General features: G+C 66.6%; 19 protein-coding genes. 12 read left to right on the top strand and 7 right to left on the bottom strand.

Annotated elements, in window-relative coordinates:
• The 4 genes from ASE75_RS01275 to ASE75_RS01260 are packed head-to-tail and all read left to right on the top strand — an operon-like array spanning position 1 to position 2,400.
• Entirely contained in the window at positions 1 to 303 is a 303-nt protein-coding gene (locus ASE75_RS01275; protein ID WP_055927649.1) for a DUF167 domain-containing protein, read from the top strand.
• Entirely contained in the window at positions 300 to 1,166 is an 867-nt protein-coding gene (gene folD, locus ASE75_RS01270) for a bifunctional methylenetetrahydrofolate dehydrogenase/methenyltetrahydrofolate cyclohydrolase FolD (RefSeq protein ID WP_055927647.1), read from the top strand. Before ASE75_RS01275 ends, folD begins: the two co-directional genes overlap by 4 nt.
• Positions 1,166 to 1,783, top strand: a complete 618-nt coding sequence (locus tag ASE75_RS01265; RefSeq protein ID WP_055927644.1) for a hypothetical protein — start codon at positions 1,166 to 1,168, stop codon at positions 1,781 to 1,783. The genes folD and ASE75_RS01265 overlap by 1 nt, the downstream gene beginning before the upstream one ends.
• Entirely contained in the window at positions 1,780 to 2,400 is a 621-nt protein-coding gene (locus ASE75_RS01260) for a MarC family protein (RefSeq protein ID WP_055927641.1), read from the top strand. Before ASE75_RS01265 ends, ASE75_RS01260 begins: the two co-directional genes overlap by 4 nt.
• Positions 2,401 to 2,548: 148 nt before the next feature.
• Here ASE75_RS01260 and ASE75_RS01255 read toward each other — a convergent pair whose 3' ends face one another.
• Positions 2,549 to 4,339 carry a hypothetical protein gene (locus ASE75_RS01255; RefSeq protein ID WP_055927637.1) on the bottom strand — a complete coding sequence of 597 codons (1,791 nt, stop codon included), beginning with the start codon at positions 4,337 to 4,339 and terminating at the stop codon, positions 2,549 to 2,551.
• A gap of 38 nt (positions 4,340 to 4,377) precedes the next feature.
• Between ASE75_RS01255 and ASE75_RS01250 the strand changes: the two genes are divergently transcribed.
• Positions 4,378 to 4,851 carry a GtrA family protein gene (locus ASE75_RS01250; protein ID WP_235512462.1) on the top strand — a complete coding sequence of 158 codons (474 nt, stop codon included), beginning with the start codon at positions 4,378 to 4,380 and terminating at the stop codon, positions 4,849 to 4,851.
• Here ASE75_RS01250 and ASE75_RS01245 read toward each other — a convergent pair.
• Positions 4,826 to 5,842, bottom strand: coding sequence for a glycosyltransferase family 2 protein (locus ASE75_RS01245; protein ID WP_055927633.1), 1,017 nt, complete (start codon positions 5,840 to 5,842; stop codon positions 4,826 to 4,828). The genes ASE75_RS01250 and ASE75_RS01245 overlap by 26 nt on opposite strands.
• 323 nt (positions 5,843 to 6,165) lie before the next feature.
• On the opposite strand from ASE75_RS01245, the gene ASE75_RS01240 reads away from it, so the two are divergent.
• The 3 genes from ASE75_RS01240 to ASE75_RS01230 all read left to right on the top strand — a co-directional run bounded on the left by ASE75_RS01240 (position 6,166) and on the right by ASE75_RS01230 (position 9,261).
• A complete protein-coding gene (locus ASE75_RS01240; protein WP_055927630.1) occupies positions 6,166 to 6,390 on the top strand; it encodes a hypothetical protein in 225 nt (74 codons plus the stop codon).
• Positions 6,391 to 6,666: 276 nt separating this feature from the next.
• Positions 6,667 to 8,112: a DUF1800 domain-containing protein gene (locus ASE75_RS01235; protein ID WP_055927628.1), complete on the top strand. Its 1,446-nt coding sequence runs from the start codon at positions 6,667 to 6,669 to the stop codon at positions 8,110 to 8,112.
• 3 nt (positions 8,113 to 8,115) lie between these two features.
• Positions 8,116 to 9,261 carry a DUF1501 domain-containing protein gene (locus ASE75_RS01230; protein WP_055927624.1) on the top strand — a complete coding sequence of 382 codons (1,146 nt, stop codon included), beginning with the start codon at positions 8,116 to 8,118 and terminating at the stop codon, positions 9,259 to 9,261.
• A 142-nt stretch (positions 9,262 to 9,403) separates the two neighbouring features.
• On the opposite strand, the gene ASE75_RS01225 is transcribed toward ASE75_RS01230, so the two are convergent.
• Positions 9,404 to 11,509 carry a RelA/SpoT family protein gene (locus tag ASE75_RS01225; RefSeq protein ID WP_055927620.1) on the bottom strand — a complete coding sequence of 702 codons (2,106 nt, stop codon included), beginning with the start codon at positions 11,507 to 11,509 and terminating at the stop codon, positions 9,404 to 9,406.
• Positions 11,510 to 11,665: 156 nt separating this feature from the next.
• Between ASE75_RS01225 and ASE75_RS01220 the strand changes: the two genes are divergently transcribed.
• Entirely contained in the window at positions 11,666 to 12,139 is a 474-nt protein-coding gene (locus tag ASE75_RS01220) for a winged helix-turn-helix transcriptional regulator (RefSeq protein ID WP_055927617.1), read from the top strand.
• Between the two features lie 131 nt (positions 12,140 to 12,270).
• On the opposite strand, the gene ASE75_RS01215 is transcribed toward ASE75_RS01220, so the two are convergent.
• Genes ASE75_RS01215 through ASE75_RS01205 form a run of 3 tightly spaced genes read right to left on the bottom strand, consistent with a single transcriptional unit; the run spans position 12,271 to position 14,711 of the window.
• The gene (locus ASE75_RS01215) at positions 12,271 to 12,705 is read right to left on the bottom strand and encodes an acyl-CoA thioesterase (RefSeq protein WP_055927614.1); all 435 of its coding nucleotides are present in this window, start codon (positions 12,703 to 12,705) and stop codon (positions 12,271 to 12,273) included.
• Complete coding sequence (locus ASE75_RS01210; protein ID WP_055927611.1) at positions 12,702 to 13,481, bottom strand: sulfite exporter TauE/SafE family protein; 780 nt, start codon at positions 13,479 to 13,481, stop codon at positions 12,702 to 12,704. Before ASE75_RS01210 ends, ASE75_RS01215 begins: the two co-directional genes overlap by 4 nt.
• Positions 13,482 to 13,493: 12 nt before the next feature.
• On the bottom strand, positions 13,494 to 14,711 hold the full coding sequence (locus tag ASE75_RS01205) for an LL-diaminopimelate aminotransferase (RefSeq protein ID WP_055927608.1): 1,218 nt from the start codon (positions 14,709 to 14,711) through the stop codon (positions 13,494 to 13,496).
• 155 nt (positions 14,712 to 14,866) lie between these two features.
• On the opposite strand from ASE75_RS01205, the gene ASE75_RS01200 reads away from it, so the two are divergent.
• The 3 genes from ASE75_RS01200 (at position 14,867) to clpS (ending at position 18,193) form a co-directional block, all read left to right on the top strand.
• On the top strand, positions 14,867 to 16,597 hold the full coding sequence (locus ASE75_RS01200) for a PHA/PHB synthase family protein (protein ID WP_055927605.1): 1,731 nt from the start codon (positions 14,867 to 14,869) through the stop codon (positions 16,595 to 16,597).
• Positions 16,598 to 16,707: 110 nt separating this feature from the next.
• Positions 16,708 to 17,592: a phasin family protein gene (phaP, locus tag ASE75_RS15985; protein ID WP_055927602.1), complete on the top strand. Its 885-nt coding sequence runs from the start codon at positions 16,708 to 16,710 to the stop codon at positions 17,590 to 17,592.
• 262 nt (positions 17,593 to 17,854) lie between these two features.
• A complete protein-coding gene (gene clpS, locus ASE75_RS01190; RefSeq protein ID WP_055927598.1) occupies positions 17,855 to 18,193 on the top strand; it encodes an ATP-dependent Clp protease adapter ClpS in 339 nt (112 codons plus the stop codon).
• Positions 18,194 to 18,238: 45 nt separating this feature from the next.
• On the opposite strand, the gene ASE75_RS01185 is transcribed toward clpS, so the two are convergent.
• Positions 18,239 to 18,973 carry a Crp/Fnr family transcriptional regulator gene (locus ASE75_RS01185; protein ID WP_055927595.1) on the bottom strand — a complete coding sequence of 245 codons (735 nt, stop codon included), beginning with the start codon at positions 18,971 to 18,973 and terminating at the stop codon, positions 18,239 to 18,241.
• Between the last annotated feature and the right edge of the window lie 37 nt (positions 18,974 to 19,010).

Genomic DNA, 19,010 nt, shown 5'->3' with positions numbered 1-19,010 from the left:
GTGCCGGCATGGACTCCGGCCGGGCATGGCATTGCCATCACGGTCCGGGTCACGCCGCGCGGCGGGCGCAATGCGTTCGCCGCCGGCACCGCCGACTATTTTGCGGCGAGGCTGGCGGCAGCGCCGGTTGACGGCGCGGCCAATGCCGGGCTGATCGCGCTGGTGGCAAAAATCTTCGCCGTCCCGAAACGCGCGGTGACGCTGATCGCTGGCGACACCGCGCGGTTGAAGCGGCTGCGGATCGCCGGCGATGCGACGGTGCTGGCGAAAATCGCCGCCAGCCTCTATGCGATCGCGCCATGAGCGCACAGATCATCGACGGAAAGGCCTTTGCGGCCGATTTGCGGACCCGCATCGCCGGGGAGGTCGCGCGGCTGCGTGCCGCCACCGGCCGCGCGCCGGGACTTGCCGTGGTACTGGTCGGCGAGGATCCCGCATCCTCGGTCTATGTCCGGTCGAAAGGCAAGGCGACGATCGCCGCAGGCATGCTCAGCTTCGAGCATCGCCTGCCCGCCGATGTCAGCCAAGACACGCTGCTGGCGCTGGTCGCGCGGTTGAACGCCGATCCGACGGTCGACGGGATCCTCGTCCAGTTGCCGTTGCCCAGGGGACTCGACGAGAGCGCGATCATCACCGCGATTGACCCGGACAAGGATGTCGACGGCTTCCACCCGGTCAATGCCGGGCGACTGGCGACCGGGCTGCCGGGCTTCGTGCCCTGTACGCCGCTGGGTTGCGTCATGCTGCTGAAGTCGGTGCTGGGCGACCTGTCGGGCAAAGACGCGGTGGTGATCGGCCGGTCGAACATCGTCGGCAAGCCGATGGCGCAGTTGCTGATTGCCGAAAGCTGCACCGTCACCGTCGCCCATTCGCGCACCCGCGATCTGAAGGCGGTGGTGGCGCGCGCCGATATCGTCGTTGCGGCGGTCGGCCGGGCGCAGATGGTCAGGGCCGACTGGATCAAACCGGGCGCGACCGTGATCGACGTCGGGATCAACCGGACCGAGGCGGGGCTGGTCGGCGATGTCGACTTTGCCGACGTGGCGGGCGTGGCGGGCGCGATCACGCCGGTACCGGGCGGCGTGGGGCCGATGACGATCGCGGTCCTGCTGCGCAACACCGTCGTGTCGGCGGCGCGGCGCGACGGGTTCGCGGTCGACCTGTGATGATCCTTCTGTCGCTGCTGCTCGCGGGGCAGACCGCGCTGGACAGCGAACGCGCGCTGGCCCGGACGATGGCGCGCGACGGTCAATGGACCGCGCTGCGGGCGTTTGCCGCGCCCGATGCCGTCGTGTTCACGCCGGATCCCGTGCGCGCCAGCGATGCGGCGCTGCGCGATCGCAAGAACCCGCCGGTGCCGCTGCGCCGGCGGCCCACCGCCAGCTATGTCGCGTGCGACGGGACGATGGCGGTCAACACCGGGTCATCGGTCGGTGCGAAGGGTGGTCACGGCTATACGACGACCGTCTGGACCCGGCAGGGGGTGGGCCGGGGCGCGACGTGGCGCTGGGTGGTCGACCATGGCGACGCGTTGCCGACACCGGCCGCGCCGGTTGCGCGGCCGACGACGGAGCGGGCATCGTGCAAGGGCAAACCCTATAGCCTGTACGACACCCCCGAACCGGGCGCGGTGAAGGAAGGTCATGGCCAGTCGCCGGACGGGACGCTGGCCTGGCGGTGGACCATCGGCGAGGGTGGCGACCGCGCGTTCGACGCTTTCCTGTGGAACGGCGAGGACATGGTACAGGTCGTCGAGGACCGGGTGGAGGCGCGCGCGCGATGATCGAACTGTATGTCTCGGCGTTGATGACGTTCTTCGTCGTCATTGATCCGCCCGGCTGCGCGCCGATCTATGCCGGCCTGTCGGCGGGCGCATCATCGGCGAACCGGCGGGCGATGGCGATCCGCGCGGTCCTCGTCGCCGCCTGCATCCTGCTGGTCTTCGCGCTGTTCGGCGAGGCGCTGTTGCGCGCGCTGGGCATCAGCTTGGCCAGCTTCCGCATCGCCGGTGGCATCATGCTGTTCCTGATCGCGCTGGAAATGGTGTTCGAGAAGCGGACCCAGCGCCGCGAGGACCGCGCGGCCAAGGTCGCCGACGATCCGGAGGCGGAGGACGTCTCGATCTTCCCAATGGCGATGCCGATGATCGCCGGGCCGGGGTCGATCGCCAGCGTCATGCTGCTGATGGGCCGCAACGAGGGGTGGGAGCGGTCGCTGGTCATCCTTGGCGCGCTGGCGACGATCCTGCTGCTGACGCTGGCCGCATTGCTGGCGGCCGGGCCGATCATGCGGTTCCTGGGCGCGAAGATCGAGGCGGTGATTACCCGGCTGCTCGGCGTGCTGCTGGCGGCGCTGGCGGTGCAGTTCGTGATCGACGGGTTGCAGGTGGGGTTGCGGTAAGCGAACAACGCCAACCAGCGCGCTGCGGCACTTCCCCGGCGAAGGCCGGGGCCCAGTTGCCAGGGTCATCGTAGCGGCGGACGAACCGACTTCACAAGCGGTCTTCCTACTGGGCCTCGGCCTTCGCCGGGGTTGTATTTAGGGCGGCTTACTCCACGATCCGAAACAGCCTGAGCGGCGATTTGCGCGGCAACGGCAGCGGCGCAAGCCATGCCGGCGTCCTGCCATGCGCCATCTGGTCGTAGAAGCCGCCGGGGTTGCGCGCGCGGTAGATCGTCGATTCCGCCATGTCCGGGCAGACCAGCAGCATCGTCGCGCCGTGCCGCTTCATGATCGCATGGGCATTGTCGGCGCTGCCGCCGAACGCATGCTGTACATCGAGGATCGCGTCGCCGTTGCGGTGGTATGGTCCCGATACCGCGCTGTGATGGGTGATGGTGATGAGGCGCGGCCCCAGATCGGTGAACGTGAAGATCGTCGTCGCCGGATAGCGGTTCAGCGCCTGCAGCACGGTGGTCCGCACGCAGCCGCCCGACGCCCGATTGACGCGGGTCGCATAGGCGTTGGGCCGGTCGATCGGCAGATAGCGGATGGCCAGCCCGGCGAACATGCCCGACACCAGCAGGAAGCCGGCGACCGTGCCCAGCACCCGCACCGGCATCGACGTGTGATTCAGCAGCCACGGCAGCAGAACCCACGCCAGCGCGGTCGCGCCCGGCACCGCCAGCAACTGCGCCGCAGGCCCCGCGCGAACCTGCCAGAACAGCATCGCGACGGCAAAGGCGGTAAACAGCGTGACCGCGACCCAGCCGACGACCCGCGCCGGATCGGCACCGCGCGCGCGCCACGTCGCGAAGATCGCGCCGAACAACCCGACGAACGGCAGCGCCGCGATGGGGAAGGCGGTGCGGAATGGGTGGCGGTAGATCGGCTTGGCCTCGCGCACGTTGTTCAGCCAGTTCTTCTCCAGCTCGGGCGACACCATTTCCGGGCGGCCAAGGCATTGCGGAAAGACAGCTGCGAAGCCGATGACGATCGCCGCACCGGCCGCGACAGCCAGCGCCAGCCGGACGCCGCGCGACGCCGGGTTGATCCGCGCGAGCACGAACAGGAACGCGCCCGCCGCGACCATCACGCTGAGCCATACCGGCGTCAGCGCGTCGCAGCGCAGGGCCTGGTTGGCGTTCGATGCGAACAGCACGAAGCCCAGCGCCGATCCACCCGCGAGCGTCAGCGCATAGACCGACAGCCGCCGCGCCTCGCCCGCATCCCAGACCCAGCGAAGCGCGATGATCGCGCCCGCCATCGCGGCATAGGGCAGCATTTCCAGCCCGATCGACAGCGACACCGCACTCGCCAGCCCGACGATCGCGCCACCCCGGCCCCCGCGCGGATCGCACAGGCCGGCGACGGTCAGGCTGAGGCACGCAAGCTGCCAGCCGTGATGGTCGATCCGTTCCGGCATATACATCAGCAACGTCGTTGCCGAGCCGACGAGGAAGATAATCGCCAGCGGCCACGCGGTCGGCGCGACCAGCCGGCGCACCGTCGCGCCAAGGCCCAGCATCGTCACCGACAGTGGGATCAGCGGCGCGATGCCGCAGGCCAGCTTCTCCGCCCAGGCATTGGACGTGAACAGGCGGAAGAACAGGATCAGTCCGGCGATCGGCAGGTCGACGATCCGGCTCCAGTGAATGTCGAAGCCGACCGGCGGGTTCAGCCGGTATTGGCGCAGGTCATACCAGCCTTGCCCCGCCAGCCACGCGCGCACCTGCATCAGCCGCATGTTGTCGTCGGTGTCGCCGAGCGACAGCCAGGTGACCTGACCCCAGCGGTCCCACAGGAAATATGCCGAGACGACCACCCACGCGATCAGGGTCAGCGCGATCCAGCGGCGGTCGATCTCTTCGCGCAGGGTCTCGACGGTCGTTCGGCTCAACGTGGCTTTCCTCGGGGCAGCGGCCGGACTAGAGGGCCGTGGTTTTCCGCGCCGTGCCGCCCTTGGGCGGGCGACGCAAGGGCAAGGGCTGCGTCATCGTGATTTTGCGACAGGTCGAACAATGGCGGGACAGCGGCGCGCTGGGCCAGCTCATCCGTTTCGTGCTGACCGGCGGGGTGGTGACCGCGCTGTATTCGCTGATCTATCTGGGTCTTGCCCGCCGGGTGGTGTCGCCGCAGGTCGCGGGGCTGACCGCCTATGCGGTGTGCGTCGTCATCGGCTATGTCCTGCACAGCCGGTTCAGCTTTCAGGGGCACGGTGCCCGAGACAACACCGCGCGGACGACCAGCCGGTTCTTCATGGCGTCGCTGGTCGGGCAGGCGCTGAACAGCGGCTTCATCTGGCTGCTGACCGAGCATATGAACGGGCCGACCTGGTGGGCGGTGATCCCGCAACTGTTTGTGACGCCGCTGGTCGCGTTCGCGCTCAACCGTCTGTGGGTGTTCGCGTAACCAAAGGTTCGGCGCGGAAGCCCAGCGTCGCGCGACCCTGGATCGGCCCGGCCACGTCGGCGACGATGTAGAGCGGTCGCCGCTTCGATTCGACGTACAGTCGACCGATATATTCGCCGATCATGCCCAGCACGAACATCTGCACCGCGCCCAGCACGACGACGACCAGCATCGTCGAGGTCCAGCCCTGTACCGCGGTGCCGGAAAAGAATCCGAACGCGATATAGACCAGCAGCAGCAGCGACATACCCGTCAGCGCCAGACCGACATGGCTGGCGAAGCGTAAAGGGGCCGTCGAAAAGCCGGTGACCGCGTCGAAGGCGAGGCGGATCATCTTGCCCAGCGGATAATGCGTTTCGCCGGCGTGGCGCTGCGCGCGGTCATAGGGGAAGGGCACCTGACGAAAGCCGACCCAGGCGACCATCCCGCGAATGAACCGCGCCTGTTCGGGTAAGGAAAGGAACGCGTCGAGCGCCCGCCGGCTCATCAGCCGGAAGTCGCCGGTGTCGAGCGGGATCGGCGTGTCGGTGACGCGGTGGAGCATGCGGTAGAACAGCGCCGCCGTCGCCTTCTTGAACACCGTTTCCCCATCACGCTTGCGGCGGACCGCATAGACGACATCGGCCTGTTGCTCCGCCATCGTCGTGCGCATGTCGGCGAGCAGTTCGGGCGGATCCTGCAAATCCGCGTCGATAATCAGGATCTGCGCGCCCGAACACAGGTCCAGCCCGGCGGTCAGCGCCAGTTGATGCCCATGATTGCGCGACAGGTTGATCGCGACCAGCCGGGGATCGGCGGCGGACAGGCGCTGCATCACGGCCCAGCTGTCGTCGCGCGACCCGTCGTTGATGAACACGATCTCGTAATCGTCGCCGACGGCACCCCGTGCCGCGCCGGTGATGCGCGCATGCAGCACGTCGAGACACGCCGCCTCGTTGTAGCAGGGGACGACGATGGAGAGGGCGGGAACGGTCGGGGCAGGGCGTTGCATGGCGTCAGCCGTAGCGATGGCGCGCGCCAGCGTCACGGATTTGTTGACGGCGGGTAACGACCGGTTTGCCCGAGACGCGAGGCTGGAAGGTTACAAAGGTTACGCCGGCAATGGGGGGGCGGGCTGATCGGCGGGGGTAGGGTGGACGTCGGGAGGGCGGGCGCGGCGGGCATGCATCCGGGTGAAGCAAATCGCGGATCAATAGGACAGCGGTTTTTCGACCGGCTCCACGGGGATCGTGATGACGCCGATGTCAGGCAGGCGTCAACGCGGGGTCATCCGCCCTGCGCCAGGAATGGATCCTTCCTGCAAGGAGCCGTGCCATGATGAAGTCCGCCCTGATCGCCTCGCTGTTCGCGGTTACCCTTGCCGGTGCCGCCCCCGTCGAAGCCAAAGGCTGCCTGAAGGGCGCGGCGGTCGGCGGCGTCGGCGGTCATTTCGTGGGCAAGGGCCACGCGGTGCTGGGCGCGGTCGCCGGCTGCGCGATCGGCCACCACCGCGCAAAGGTCGCGACGAAGAAGGCGGCGGCGAAGTCAAAGCCGCAGTGAGTTGGAAAGCGATGATATAGGATGACTGGAATTTTGTTCGACCCCGATTTGCATCGCCTATGCGCATCACCAAAACCGTGATGTATCAATGCGATGCAAGTCGGGGTGCAAAACTTGTGAGTTTTCGATCAAACGTACACTTCCGATGTGGAATAACTGGTCCCGCATATATTCCCATCATTGAGACGAGTTGCCCCGGACACAAGGCGAACTCAAGCACTGACAAAGTTCTGATACAGTTTCGCTTCAGGCTGGGTTTCCAACAGGAGCCAGCCCATGCGTGCGTCTGCCATTGCCAACAACCGTTTCGGTCTTGGGGCCCGATTGGGGACCGAGCCTCCGAAAGACCCGCGCGGTTGGCTGCTTGCTCAGCTCCAACACTATGTCGTGCGTCCGCAGGCGATCGCTGCTGCGCCGTCGCGAGCCGAGGCCGCGGCGGCGTTGGTCGATTTCTATCAAGCGGCCCGCGCAGGGCGGATGCAGCGGGCCGGAGGAGCGATGTCCGGAGCGGCAGTAACCGAGGGCGCGAATGAGCCGCCGATGCGGAGCGCCGCCATGCAGGCACGGCAGATCGAGCGGTCAAAGCTTCGCACGTTATATGTCGACTCCGTTGCTGCCCGGGCGAACGCCTCGCTGACCACTCCAACCCCCTTCGTCGAACGACTGGTGCATTTCTGGGCGAACCATTTCGCGATATCGGCAGAGAAGCCACCGGTCATCGCGATGGCGGGCAGCTTCGAATTCGACGCGATCCGACCGCATGTGCTGGGCAGCTTTGCCGCAATGCTGCGCGCGGTCGAGCGGCATCCGGCGATGCTGACGTATCTGGACCAGGCGCAATCGGTCGGCCCGGGCAGCATGGCTGGACGACGCGCCGCCGCCAACGGGCGCAAGCGCGGGCTGAACGAAAATCTGGCGCGCGAAATTCTCGAACTCCACACCCTGGGTGCCCGCACCGGCTATGGCCAGGCCGACGTCACCGAATTGGCGCGCGCGCTGACGGGTTGGACCGTGGGGGGAATCGCGGGCGGTCCGGGCAGCGGACTGGCAACCACATCGCCGGGCGATTTCGCGTTCGCCGCGGTGCTGCACGAACCGGGCGCACGCACCGTGCTGGGGCGCAACTTCGCGGAAGCGGGCGAGGCGCAGGCGCAGGCCGTGCTCGATATGCTGGCGACGCATCCTGCGACCGCGAAGCATGTGGCGACGAAGCTGGCCCGCCATTTCGTCGCCGATACGCCGCCGCTGGCGCTGGTGGCACGGCTCGAACGCGCCTTCCTGCAATCGGGGGGTGATCTACCAACGGTCTATCGCGCGCTGATCGAGGCACCCGAAGCGTGGTCGCCCGAAGCTTCGAAGTTCAAGACGCCGTGGGAATGGTCGGTCTCGGCGATGCGCGCGATCGGTGCCGAAAGCTTCCCCGCCCCCAATGTGCTGGGCTACATGACGCAATTGGAGCAGCCGGTATGGCGCCCCGGATCGCCGGCAGGTTTCGACGATGTCGCGGCGAGTTGGGCGAGCCCCGACGCGCTGATGCGGCGAGTGGAAGCAGCCGAGCGGGTGGCGGCCCGGGCGCAGGGTGCCAGCGACGCGCGCGCAATTGGGGGCACGCTGTTCGGCGATTCGCTCTCGCCTCAGACGGCGACGGCGATCGCGCGGGCCGAAAGCCCGGCGCAGGGGCTGGCGCTGCTGCTGGTTTCCCCCGATTTTATGCGGAGATAGACGATGATCGATCGACGAAACCTGCTGCACGGCGGGCTGTTGGGCGCAGCGACGCTGTTCGCGCCGCGTATCGCGTTTGCAGCCGCCCCTACCGACAAGCGCTTCATCTTCATCATCCAGCGCGGTGCCGCCGATGGCCTTGGCATCGTCGTACCCGTTGGCGATCCCGCCTTTGCCGGGCAACGTGGGATTCTCGGCAAGGTGGCGCAGGGGGGGCTGAAGCTCGATTCGACCTTTACGCTGCATCCCGCGCTGGCGCAGATTGGCGCGCTGTACGGCTCGCGCCAGGCATTGTTCGCCCACGCGATCGCCTCGCCCTATCGTGAACGTTCGCATTTTGACGGGCAGAACGTCCTCGAAAGCGGTGGCAGCGGGCCTTATGCCGTCAAGGACGGCTGGCTGAACCGGTTGTTATCGCTGCTGCCCAAGGCCGATGCCCGCGCGATGGCGATCGCCGCCACCATCCCGCTGGCACTGCGCGGATCGCGCGACGTGGCGAGCTATGCGCCCTCGAACCTGCCTCAGGCCTCGGACGATATGATCGAGCGCGTGTCGATGCTGTACCAGCGCGATGTGCAGTTGCACGGGCTGTGGGACCAGGCGCTGGCGACGCGGCTGCTGACCGGCGACCTGTCGGCGGAGAATGGCCGCAACGCCGCCGCGACGGGGGAATTGTGCGCGCGGCTGGTTGCGCCCGTCAATGGCGCGCGCGTTGCGATGATCGAGACCGGCGGCTGGGACACGCATGCCGGCCAAAACCCAAGACTTGCCGGGCAATTGCGCGGGCTCGATGTGATGGTCGATGCGATCCGAACAGGCCTGGGTGCCGAATGGGTCAATACGATGGTGCTGGTGGCGACCGAATTCGGGCGCACCGTAGCCGTCAACGGCACCGGCGGTACCGACCATGGCACCGCCGCGAGCGCGATGTTGATGGGCGGCTCAGTGAAAGGCGGGCGCGTGATCGCCGACTGGCCGGGTCTGGCTATCGCGTCGCTTCACGAGGCGCGCGATCTGCGGCCCACGGCCGACCTCGACAGCTTCATTGCCGGAGCGGTCGCCGCGCATTTTCAGCTTGACCCGGTTCGCACTCGGCGCGTGCTGTTCCCCATGGCTCAAACCGGCCGCGCCGTAGAGGGACTGGCGTAAGCTTCCTGCGGCCGTTACTTCCAAACCCCGAAAGCGTGGGCTTGCTCTTGTGATCAAGAACGCAGCGAACACGGCTTAGCGAGTTCGGGTAATCGCACGCCCCACCCTGTTTGACACAAAATTTTTGAATTTTTGCGTCACGTCAAACCCGCTCCACCACATTCACCGCATCCGCCGCGCGTAACGCGGCGATCAGGCGCATCAGGTGGTGGAGGTCGTGGACCTGGACGTCGATGATGTTGGTGTGGAAGCCGGTGTCGCGGTTGTCGAGGCGCAGGCCGATGATGTTGGCCTTGTGCGCGCCGATGACGGTGGCGACGATGCCGAGCGAGCCGGGTTCGTTCTTCAGTTCGACCGAGATACGCGCGACCGCGCCCTCGGTCTTGTCGCCCCAGGACACGTCGACCCAGTCGGTTTCGCTTTCGGTGCGTTCGGCCAGTTCGGCCAGCACCGAGCAGTCGATGGCGTGGACCTCGATCCCCGCATCGGGGCGGCGCAGGCCGACGATGCGGTCGCCGGGCACCGGATGGCAACATTCGGCAAGGTCATAGGCGACGCCGGGGGTCAGCCCCTTGATCGAGATGGCGTGCGACTGCGGGGCGAGCGCGTGCGGGCCTTCTTCGCCGCCAGAGCCGGGCATCAGCGCCTCCATGACAGCGTTGTCGGTCAGGACATGGCGCGCGATCGCCAGCATCAGCGCCGGCTCGTCGGGCAGCTTCAGCCGCTTCAGCGCCTGCGGCAGCGCGTCGACGCCGATCGGCGCGGGCAGGCGCTGGACGATGTCGTCGTACAGCTTGCGGCCGAGCTTTATGCCCTCCTCGCGCTCCTTGTGGCGCAGGTGGCGGCGGATCGCGGCCAGTGCCTTGCCGGTGATCGCGAAGTTCAGCCAGCCGCGCTGCGGCGTCTGCGCCTTGGACCGCAGGATCTGGACCTGGTCGCCATTCTCGATGACGGTACGAAGCGGCACGACGCGGCCGTTGATCTTGGCACCCACCGCCTGATCGCCAAGATCGGTGTGAACCGCATAGGCAAAGTCGATCGGCGTGCCGCCCTTGGGCAGCTGGATCAGCTCGCCGCGCGGCGTGAACGCGAAGATCCGGTCCTGGTACATCGCCATGCGCGTGTGTTCGAGCAGCTCCTCCGGGCTTTCGGCATTGTCGAGGATTTCGACGAGGTCGCGGATCCAGCTGGTCTGGTTGCCGGCCTTCACCTTCTCCTTGTAGGCCCAGTGCGCGGCGACGCCGAACTCGGCCTCGGCATGCATTTCGGGCGTGCGGATCTGGATTTCGATGCGCGCATTGTCGGCGTGGATGACCGAGGTGTGGAGCGACTGGTACCCGTTGCGGCGCGGGGTCGAGATGTAATCCTTGAACCGGCCGGGCACCAGCGGCCAGCGACCGTGGATGATGCCCAGCGTCCGGTAGCAATCCTCGACCGTCGGCACGATGACGCGGAATGCCATGATGTCCGAGAGTTGCTCGAAGCTGATGTGGCGTTCGGACATCTTGCGCCAGATTGAATAGGGATGTTTTTCGCGGCCCGTGACCTCGGCGTCGAGGCCGGCGCGCGACAGGATCAGCTTCAGGCCCGATGCGATCTTCGCGATCCGGTCGCCGCCGCCGCCGTCCTTCAGTTGTTCGAGCCGGCGGACGATCGATTCATACGCCTCGGGTTCGATCTGCGCGAAGGCGAGCGTCTGCATCTCCTTCATGAACTCGTACATGCCGATCCGCTCGGCGAGCGGCGCATAGATGTCCATCGTCTCCCTGGCGATGCGGCGGCGCTTCTCCGGCTTGGCGATGTGGTGCAGCGTGCGCATGTTGTGCAGCCGGTCGGCCAGCTTCACCAGCAGGACGCGGATGTCGTCGGACATCGCCATCAGGAACTTGCGCAGGTTTTCCGCCGCGCGCTCGTTCTCGCTCTGCGCCTCGATCCGGCTGAGCTTGGTCACGCCGTCGACCAGTCGCGCGACGTTGGCGCCGAACAGCCGCTCGATCTCCTCCGGCGTGGCGACGGTGTCTTCGATCGTGTCGTGCAGGATCGCGGTGGCGATCGTCTCGTCGTCGAGATGCAGGTCGGTCAGGATGCCGGCGACCTCGATCGGGTGGCTGAAATAGGGATCGCCGCTGGCGCGCTTCTGGCTCCCGTGCGCCTGCATCGAGAACACATAGGCGCGGTTCAGCAGCGCCTCGTCGGCCTGGGGGTCGTAGTCGAGCACACGGTCGACGAGTTCATATTGTCTCAGCACGCGCCCAAGATGGGGGGAGGCGTGACGGCTTGGCAATCGGTTTCACGCGCATCCGGCTATGAATGCCGCGATTTTGCGACAATTTTCGCTATGATGGTGATCGGCGGCGTGAATATCCCGGGTTACGCTCGGGTAGAGTTGGTGTATTGCATAGCTATGACAGAACATCTGCGTGAACCGCTGCGCGCGTGCAGCTTGCCGGCGGCGCTGGAGGCCATGGGTGAGCGGTGGTCGTTCCTGATCCTGCGCGCGGCGTTCAACGGCCTGCACCATTTCGAGGAGTTCCAGAGCGAACTCGGCATCGCGCGCAATATCCTGGCGAACCGGCTGACGCGGCTGGTCGATCACGGCATCCTGAAGCGGACGCCGATCGCGGCCGACCGGCGCAAGATCAAATACGGGTTGACCGACAAGGGCTTCGCGCTGCTGCCGACGATGGTCGCGCTGCGGCAATGGGGCGAGCGGTGGGAGACGGAGGTGCCGGCGTTCCCGATCCTGGTCGACACGCGCGACCACCGGCCGATCCCGCCGGTCGCGGTGCTGGCGCATGACGGGCGGGTGCTGGGCAAGGGCGATATGATCTGGGCGCTACCGGGGGATGTGGCGGGGTCGGGGGACGTGGCGAAATAAATCCTCCCCGGGACGGGGAGGGGGGCCGCGCTCGGAGAGCGTGGTGGAGGGGATTGCCACAAAGGAGGCCCCCTGCGGCGATTCCCCTCCACCATGCTGCGCATGGTCCCCTTCCCCGTGCCGGGGAGGAGTTAGAGCACCTCCAGAAATGCCCTGACCGGATCCGCGATCGGCACCGGGCGGCCGGTGGGCAGGTGGACGTTGACGATCACCATCGTGATGACCGCGTGGAGATCGCCGGTGTCCGCGTGGGCCAGCTCGTAGCGCTGGGTCAGGCTGGACCCGCCGATGCGGTCGATCCGGACAGAGGCGACGACGCTGTCGCCCCAGACGAAGGGCTTGAGGTAATCGACCTCCGACCGGCGGACGTGGAACTCGGTTTCGGTCCACACGGGGCCAAGCGCCTCGGCGATGCCGGTCCATTCCCAGAACTCGGTCGCGGCGACGTCGGCATATTCGAGGTAGCGTGAATTGAAGACGACCTTCTGCCCGTCGATCTCGGCATAGCGGACGCGGAAGCGGGTCGCGAAGGCGAAGCCCGGCCGGGGCGTGCAAGCAGGGGTCATGACAGCACCAGTTTCACGCCGACCAGGATCAGCACGATCGCCAGGATCGGGCTGAGCACGCGGTCGGACACGCGGGATGCGATCAGGCTGCCGACGATGATGCCGGGAATGGACCCGACCAGCAGCGAGCAGAGCAGGGCGATGTCGACCGATCCCAGCATCCAGTGGCCGATGCCCGCGAGCAGGGTCAGCGGCACCGCATGGGCGATGTCGGACCCGACCAGTCGCTTGATCGGCAGGCTGGGGTAGAGGATCAGCAGCGCGGTCATCCCCAGCGCGCCTGCCCCGACCGAGGTCAGCGAGACGAGAACGCCAAGGATCGCGCCGAGGATAACGGTGTAGATCGCCGGGCGTGGCCCCGCCGCCGTGCCGATCCGCGACGACAGCCACGCGATGATCCGCGCGCGAAAGATGGTGCCGATCGCCGACAGGATCAGCGTGACGCCCAGCACCACCGAAATGGCGTGGCCGGTACTGGCCGATCGTTCACCGGCGCGACCCAGCATCAGCAGGGTCAGCACCGCCGCCGGGATGCTGCCCAGTGCAAGCCGGCGGACGACCCGCCATTCGACCGTCCCGCGCCAGCCATGGACGACGGTGCCGACGCTCTTGGTCGCCGACGCATAGAGCAGATCGGTGCCGACCGCGGTGGCGGGGTGGAAACCGAAGACGAGGACGAGCAGCGGCGTCATCAGCGAACCGCCCCCGACACCGGTCAGCCCGACGACGAGGCCGACGAGCACGCCGGCCACCGAATATAGCGGATTGATTGTCATGCGGGGTCGCGATCAGCCCGTGCGCGCGGGCGTGCTGGCGGGCGTGTTGACACCCATCGACTGGAGATATTTCCGCACGTTGCGCGCCGCCTGGCGCAGTCGCTGTTCGTTCTCGACCATCGCGATCCGCACGAAGCCTTCGCCGTTTTCGCCATAGCCCACCCCGGGGGCCACCGCGACCTTGGCGTGAGAGAGCAATTGCTTGGAGAATTCAAGGCTGCCCAGATGCGCGAGCGCCGGCGGCAATGGCGCCCAGGCGAACATCGACGCGGGCGGCGAGGGAATGTCCCAGCCGGCACGGCCGAAGCTCTCGACCAGCACGTCGCGGCGCTTGTGATACAGCTGGCGGTTCTTTTCGACGATGTCCTGCGGGCCGTTCAGCGCGGCGCAGGCGGCGGCTTGGATCGGGGTGAACGCGCCGTAATCGAGATAGGACTTCACCCGCGTCATCGCCGCGATCAGCTTTGGATTGCCGACCGCGAAGCCGATCCGCCAGCCGGCCATGCTGTAGGTCTTGCTGAGCGAGGTGAACTCGACCGCGACGTCCTTGCCGCCCTTGACCTGCAGGATCGAGACGGTCGGCTTGCCGTCGAAATACAGTTCCGAATAGGCGAGGTCGGAGATGATCCAGACCTTGTTCTCCTTCGCCCACGCGACCAGCCGCTCGTAGAAGGCAAGATCGACCGTCTCGGCGGTCGGGTTCGACGGATAGTTGACGACCAGCACGCTGGGGCGCGGGACGGTGAACGCCATCGCGCGTTCCAGGCTTTCGAAATACTGCTCGTCGGGCGTGGTCGGCACCGCGCGGATCGTTGCGCCGGCGATGATGAAGCCGAAGGTGTGGATCGGGTAGGACGGGTTGGGCGCGAGCACGACGTCGCCCGGCGCGGTGATCGCGGTGGCAAGGCTGGCCAGCCCCTCCTTCGACCCCATCGTCACGACGACCTCGGTTTCGGGATCAAGATCGACGCCGAACCGACGGCCGTAATAATTGGCCTGCGCGCGACGCAGGCCGGGGATTCCCTTCGACTGGGAATAGCCATGCGCGTCGGGCTTGCGCGTCACCTCGATCAGCTTGTCGATGACGTGGGGCGGCGGCGGCAGGTCGGGATTGCCCATGCCAAGGTCGATGATGTCCTCACCGCCCGCGCGCGCCGCTGCCCGCATCGCGTTCACTTCGGCGATGATATAGGGCGGCAGGCGTTTGATACGGTAGAAATCGTCGGTCATCGGACATGAGCCTTCGTGATGGAGCGACGCCTCCTATCGCACGAGGCGTTGCGGTGAAAGCGCGGGGTTCAATTCCTCCACGGAAGCAGGGAGGATCCAGGGTCGCCATTGCGGTCCCGACCCGCTAGGCTGGCGGTCAAACCAGAGGATGCCGCATGACCACGCAATCCGACACCGCACCGCCGAGCCTGGAGGATCTCCAGCACTGGACCTGGGTCATGGGACGGGCGCAGCAGATGATGATGGAGCAGGGGCTGCAGGCGATGAAGGGACCGGCCGAGGCGATGCCGGTCATCCCCGGCTTCAACGACCCCGCCACCGTCCAGCGCGTCCAGGATTTCTGGGCCGACAGCCTGACGATCTGGCAACGGTTTCTCGATCCCGCACAGGCCGCGTCCGCGCCGGTGGCCGCCGCGCCCGCCGACAAGCGGTTCAAGGCGGCGGAGTGGCACGAGAACCCGGTGTTCGACATGATCCGCCAGAGTTATCTGATGATCGCCGACCACATGTTGCGCGGGGTCGAGGCGCTGGAGGGGATCGACCCGAAGGAAAAGGACCGGCTGCGCTTCGCCGCGCGCGGATTCGTCGACGCGATGAGCCCGACCAACTTCGCGCTGACCAACCCGGAGGTAATCGCGAAAACCGTCGAGACGCGCGGCGCGAATCTGCTGAAGGGTATGCAGAATATGATGGCCGATATCGGCCGCGGCCAGCTGACCCACACCGATTCGACCGCGTTCGAGGTGGGGCGCAACCTGGCGATGACGCCGGGCAAGGTCGTACATCGCACGGCCCTGTACGAACTGATCCACTATGCGCCGACGACGAAAAAGGTGCTGGCGACGCCGCTGGTGATCTTTCCGCCGTGGATCAACCGGTTCTACATCCTGGACCTGACGCCCGAGAAAAGCTTCATCCGCTGGGCGGTGGAGCAGGGGATCAGCGTGTTCATGGTGTCGTGGAAATCGGCCGACGCCAGCATGAAGGACGTGGTCTGGGACGATTATGTCGCGGCGCAGGTCGATGCCGTCGACACGATCCGCGACCTGCTGGACGTGCCCGCCGTGCATACCATCGGCTATTGCGTGGCGGGCACGACGCTGGCCGCGACGCTGGCGCTGCTGGAGGCCAAGGGCGAGGCGGAAAAGGTGGCGAGCGCGACCTTCTTCACCGCGCAGATCGACTTTTCCAACGCGGGCGAACTGAACCTGTTTGTCGGCGACGAACAGTTGAGGCTGATCGAGCAGGTGTCGAAGGACGGGTTCCTCGACGGGCGTTACATGGCGGCGACGTTCAACCTGTTGCGCGGGCGCGACCTGATCTGGAACTATGTCACCAACAACTATCTGCTGGGCAAGGATTATGCCCCGTTCGACCTGCTGCACTGGAATGGTGACACGACCAACCTGCCGGCGAAATGGCACAAGAGCTATCTGACCGACCTGTACCGCGACAACCTGCTGATCCGGCCGGGCGCGCTGTCGGTCGCGGGCGTGCCGATCGACCTGACGCGCGTGAAGACGCCGTCGTACATTCAGGCGGGGCGCGAGGATCACATCGCGCCGGCCGACAGCGTGTGGACGATGACCCAGGTATTTACCGGGCCGATGCGGTTCGTGCTGGCCGGGTCCGGGCATATCGCGGGTGTGGTGAACCCGCCCTCGGCCGTGAAATACCAGTATTGGACCAACCCGGACACGGTCGCGACGCTCGATGCGTTCGTCGCCGGCGCGACCGAGACGAAGGGCAGCTGGTGGCCGGACTGGATCGACTGGCTGCGCGAGCGGGGGGCGGCGACGGTGGCCGCGACCGGCGCGCGGGTGCCCGGTGGCGGCAAGGCGACCGTGCTGGGCGAGGCACCCGGCGAGTATGTCCGCGCACCGTAGGGCCGCCATCAATCTGTCATCCGCACGGTGCATGATGCACTGCACAAAATGCTTGAAATCTTTTGATTCCATCATTATTGTGCAGTGCAGCAATTAGCTGGAGCAGGATCATGAAGCGCACCGACCCGCCGTCTCGCGTTACCGGGAAACCGGCGACCCCGGCCGTGCCCGTCGCATCGCCGAAGTCCACCGCTCCCGCCGCGACGAAGCCCGTGGAGGCCGCCGCTTCGGCCGTCCCCCCGGTGCTTCGCGCGCCCGAAAAACCGGCCGACAAGAAGCCGACCGCCGTCACCAAGCCGAAGCCCGCTTCGGCCGCCCCGACGGTGAAGCCGACCACGCCAGCCGCGCCTGCGGCCCCGGCGCGCCTTGCGACGCCCGCCGCCGACGTGGTGGCCGAGATCGTCGATACCCCGTCCGCTGCCTATCCCGCAGCGGCGCTGTCGGCCGCAAAGCCCGCGGCACCCAAACCAGCCGCCAAGCCGGTGGCCAATCCGTCCGCCGCGGTTCCGGCGGCACCTCCAGTCAAGGACAGTCCCATGACCGACACGACCGCAAAGATCGAAGAAACCGCAAAGACCGCCACCGACAAGGCGCAGGCCATGTTCACGCAGGCGAACGACCAGACCAAGGGGGCCATGGAAAAGGGCACCAAGATGGTCGAGGAAATGAACGTCTTCACCAAGGGCAACGTCGAGGCGATGGTCGAATCGTCGAAGATCGCCGTCAAGGGCATGGAGCAGCTGGCACAGGACGCGGCAGAATATGCGCGCACCTCGCTTGAGGGTCTGACCCAGGCCGTCCGCACGATGTCGACCGTCAAGTCGCCGACCGAGCTGATGAAGCTGCAGAGCGATTTCATGCGCCAGTCGTTCGACGCGATGGTCGCCCAGACCGCCAAGTCGACCGAAGCCATGATGAAGCTGGCCGGCGAAGTCGCGCAGCCGGTGTCGAACCGCGTTGCGACCGCGGCCGACAAGATGAAGACCACCGGCTGATCCACGCCCGCGCGTGAATTGACGGGAAACGGGGGTGGCTGTCCAAGGGGACGGTCACCCCTTTTTCATGGGCGCTGTTGCAGGGTCAGGTCGTCACGCGGCGGCGGCCATTGCGGGGCGAACGGGGTGCGATCCGGCTGCCCCACGCCTGCACGCGCCGGTCGGGCGTGATTCTAAATGCGGGTGAACTGCATGGCCCCCTTGCCCTTCGACCCGCCCATGCCATATTTTGCGGGACACCATGCAAGCACATCCTATTCATATGGCCGAGCGCCGCGACGATGGTCAGGACGACGGGGCCGATGGCACCGGCGCGGGTACCGCCACCAAGACACGGTCGCGGACCAAGCAGCCGACGCCCTACCGCGTCCTGATGCTGAACGACGACTACACGCCGATGGAGTTCGTCGTGCTGTGCCTCCAGCGGTTCTTCCGCATGGACATGGAGGCGGCCACCCGCGTGATGCTGCACGTCCATCAGAAGGGCGTCGGCGTCTGCGGCACGTTCAGCTACGAGGTTGCCGAGACCAAGGTCAGCCAGGTGATGGACTTTGCGCGGCAGAACCAGCACCCGCTGCAATGCACGATGGAAAAAGCCTGAGCGGAAAAGGCCTGAGCGGAGAGCGACTGGTCGCTTGCCCCATGCTCAGCGCGGGGGCGGCATCCAGCTCAGATCGAGATTGATGAACCGGTTGGTGTAGAAGCCGACCGCCGACAGCGCCTGTTCGTCGAGCAGGGTGATCCGGCCCTGGTGGCGCGCGATGAGGCCGTCTTCCTCCAGCTGGCGCAGCATGCGGTTGACGTGAACGGCGGTCAGGCCGATCGCATCGCCGATCTCCTCCTGCGTCAGCCCCAGAGTGTAGCTGTTGGTCATGGTCCGATCCGACCGCCGCATCCGGTCGCGCAACTCGACCAGCAGCGCGGCCACGCGGGCCTTGGCCGATGTCCGGCCCAGCGACGCCAGCCGGTCGGTCATCGCCACGCGTTCGACCTGCACCGCCGCCAGCATGACGGCGGCGAGACGGGGGTGATCACTGATGATCGTCGCGATCGTCGCGCGATCGAATGCGGCGACGACACAGTCGGTGGAAGCCACGATCGTTTCGGGTGAATCGCGGTACACCAGCGCGGAAATTCCGGCCATGTCGCCCGGAAACACGAAACGCAGGATCTGCCGACTGCCGTCGTCGAGCAGGACATAGCTTATCATCATGCCCTGCCGCAGGATGAACAGGTCCGAGGACGAATCCTTTTCGCGCACCAGCAGGCTGCCCCGACGCAGCGGGCGTTCCTGCGATTCCATCGCGGTCAGCACGGCAATCTCGTCAGGGGTCAGCGCAATCAGATCGGACAGGCGATCCGCGAATAAACTTTGTGGCACGCGTATACGATTCCCCGATTGATACCCGCTAAGAGCA

Origin of the sequence: Sphingomonas sp. Leaf17 (assembly GCF_001421505.1) — a bacterium.
GTDB lineage: Bacteria > Pseudomonadota > Alphaproteobacteria > Sphingomonadales > Sphingomonadaceae > Sphingomonas.
Note: the sequence above shows the minus strand (reverse complement) of the source record. Positions and strands in the feature narration are given on the sequence as shown.

Coding starts and splice junctions, on each gene's coding strand:
- clpS (WP_055927598.1), top strand. CDS start 17,855: ATGGCCGAGCGCCGCGACGATGGTCAGGACGACGGGGCCGATGGCACC.
- ASE75_RS01245 (WP_055927633.1), bottom strand. CDS start 5,842: ATGCAACGCCCTGCCCCGACCGTTCCCGCCCTCTCCATCGTCGTCCCC.
- ASE75_RS01260 (WP_055927641.1), top strand. CDS start 1,780: ATGATCGAACTGTATGTCTCGGCGTTGATGACGTTCTTCGTCGTCATT.
- ASE75_RS01215 (WP_055927614.1), bottom strand. CDS start 12,705: ATGACCCCTGCTTGCACGCCCCGGCCGGGCTTCGCCTTCGCGACCCGC.
- ASE75_RS01205 (WP_055927608.1), bottom strand. CDS start 14,711: ATGACCGACGATTTCTACCGTATCAAACGCCTGCCGCCCTATATCATC.
- ASE75_RS01265 (WP_055927644.1), top strand. CDS start 1,166: ATGATCCTTCTGTCGCTGCTGCTCGCGGGGCAGACCGCGCTGGACAGC.
- ASE75_RS01240 (WP_055927630.1), top strand. CDS start 6,166: ATGATGAAGTCCGCCCTGATCGCCTCGCTGTTCGCGGTTACCCTTGCC.
- ASE75_RS01210 (WP_055927611.1), bottom strand. CDS start 13,481: ATGACAATCAATCCGCTATATTCGGTGGCCGGCGTGCTCGTCGGCCTC.
- ASE75_RS01200 (WP_055927605.1), top strand. CDS start 14,867: ATGACCACGCAATCCGACACCGCACCGCCGAGCCTGGAGGATCTCCAG.
- ASE75_RS01220 (WP_055927617.1), top strand. CDS start 11,666: ATGACAGAACATCTGCGTGAACCGCTGCGCGCGTGCAGCTTGCCGGCG.
- ASE75_RS01230 (WP_055927624.1), top strand. CDS start 8,116: ATGATCGATCGACGAAACCTGCTGCACGGCGGGCTGTTGGGCGCAGCG.
- ASE75_RS01235 (WP_055927628.1), top strand. CDS start 6,667: ATGCGTGCGTCTGCCATTGCCAACAACCGTTTCGGTCTTGGGGCCCGA.
- folD (WP_055927647.1), top strand. CDS start 300: ATGAGCGCACAGATCATCGACGGAAAGGCCTTTGCGGCCGATTTGCGG.
- phaP (WP_055927602.1), top strand. CDS start 16,708: ATGAAGCGCACCGACCCGCCGTCTCGCGTTACCGGGAAACCGGCGACC.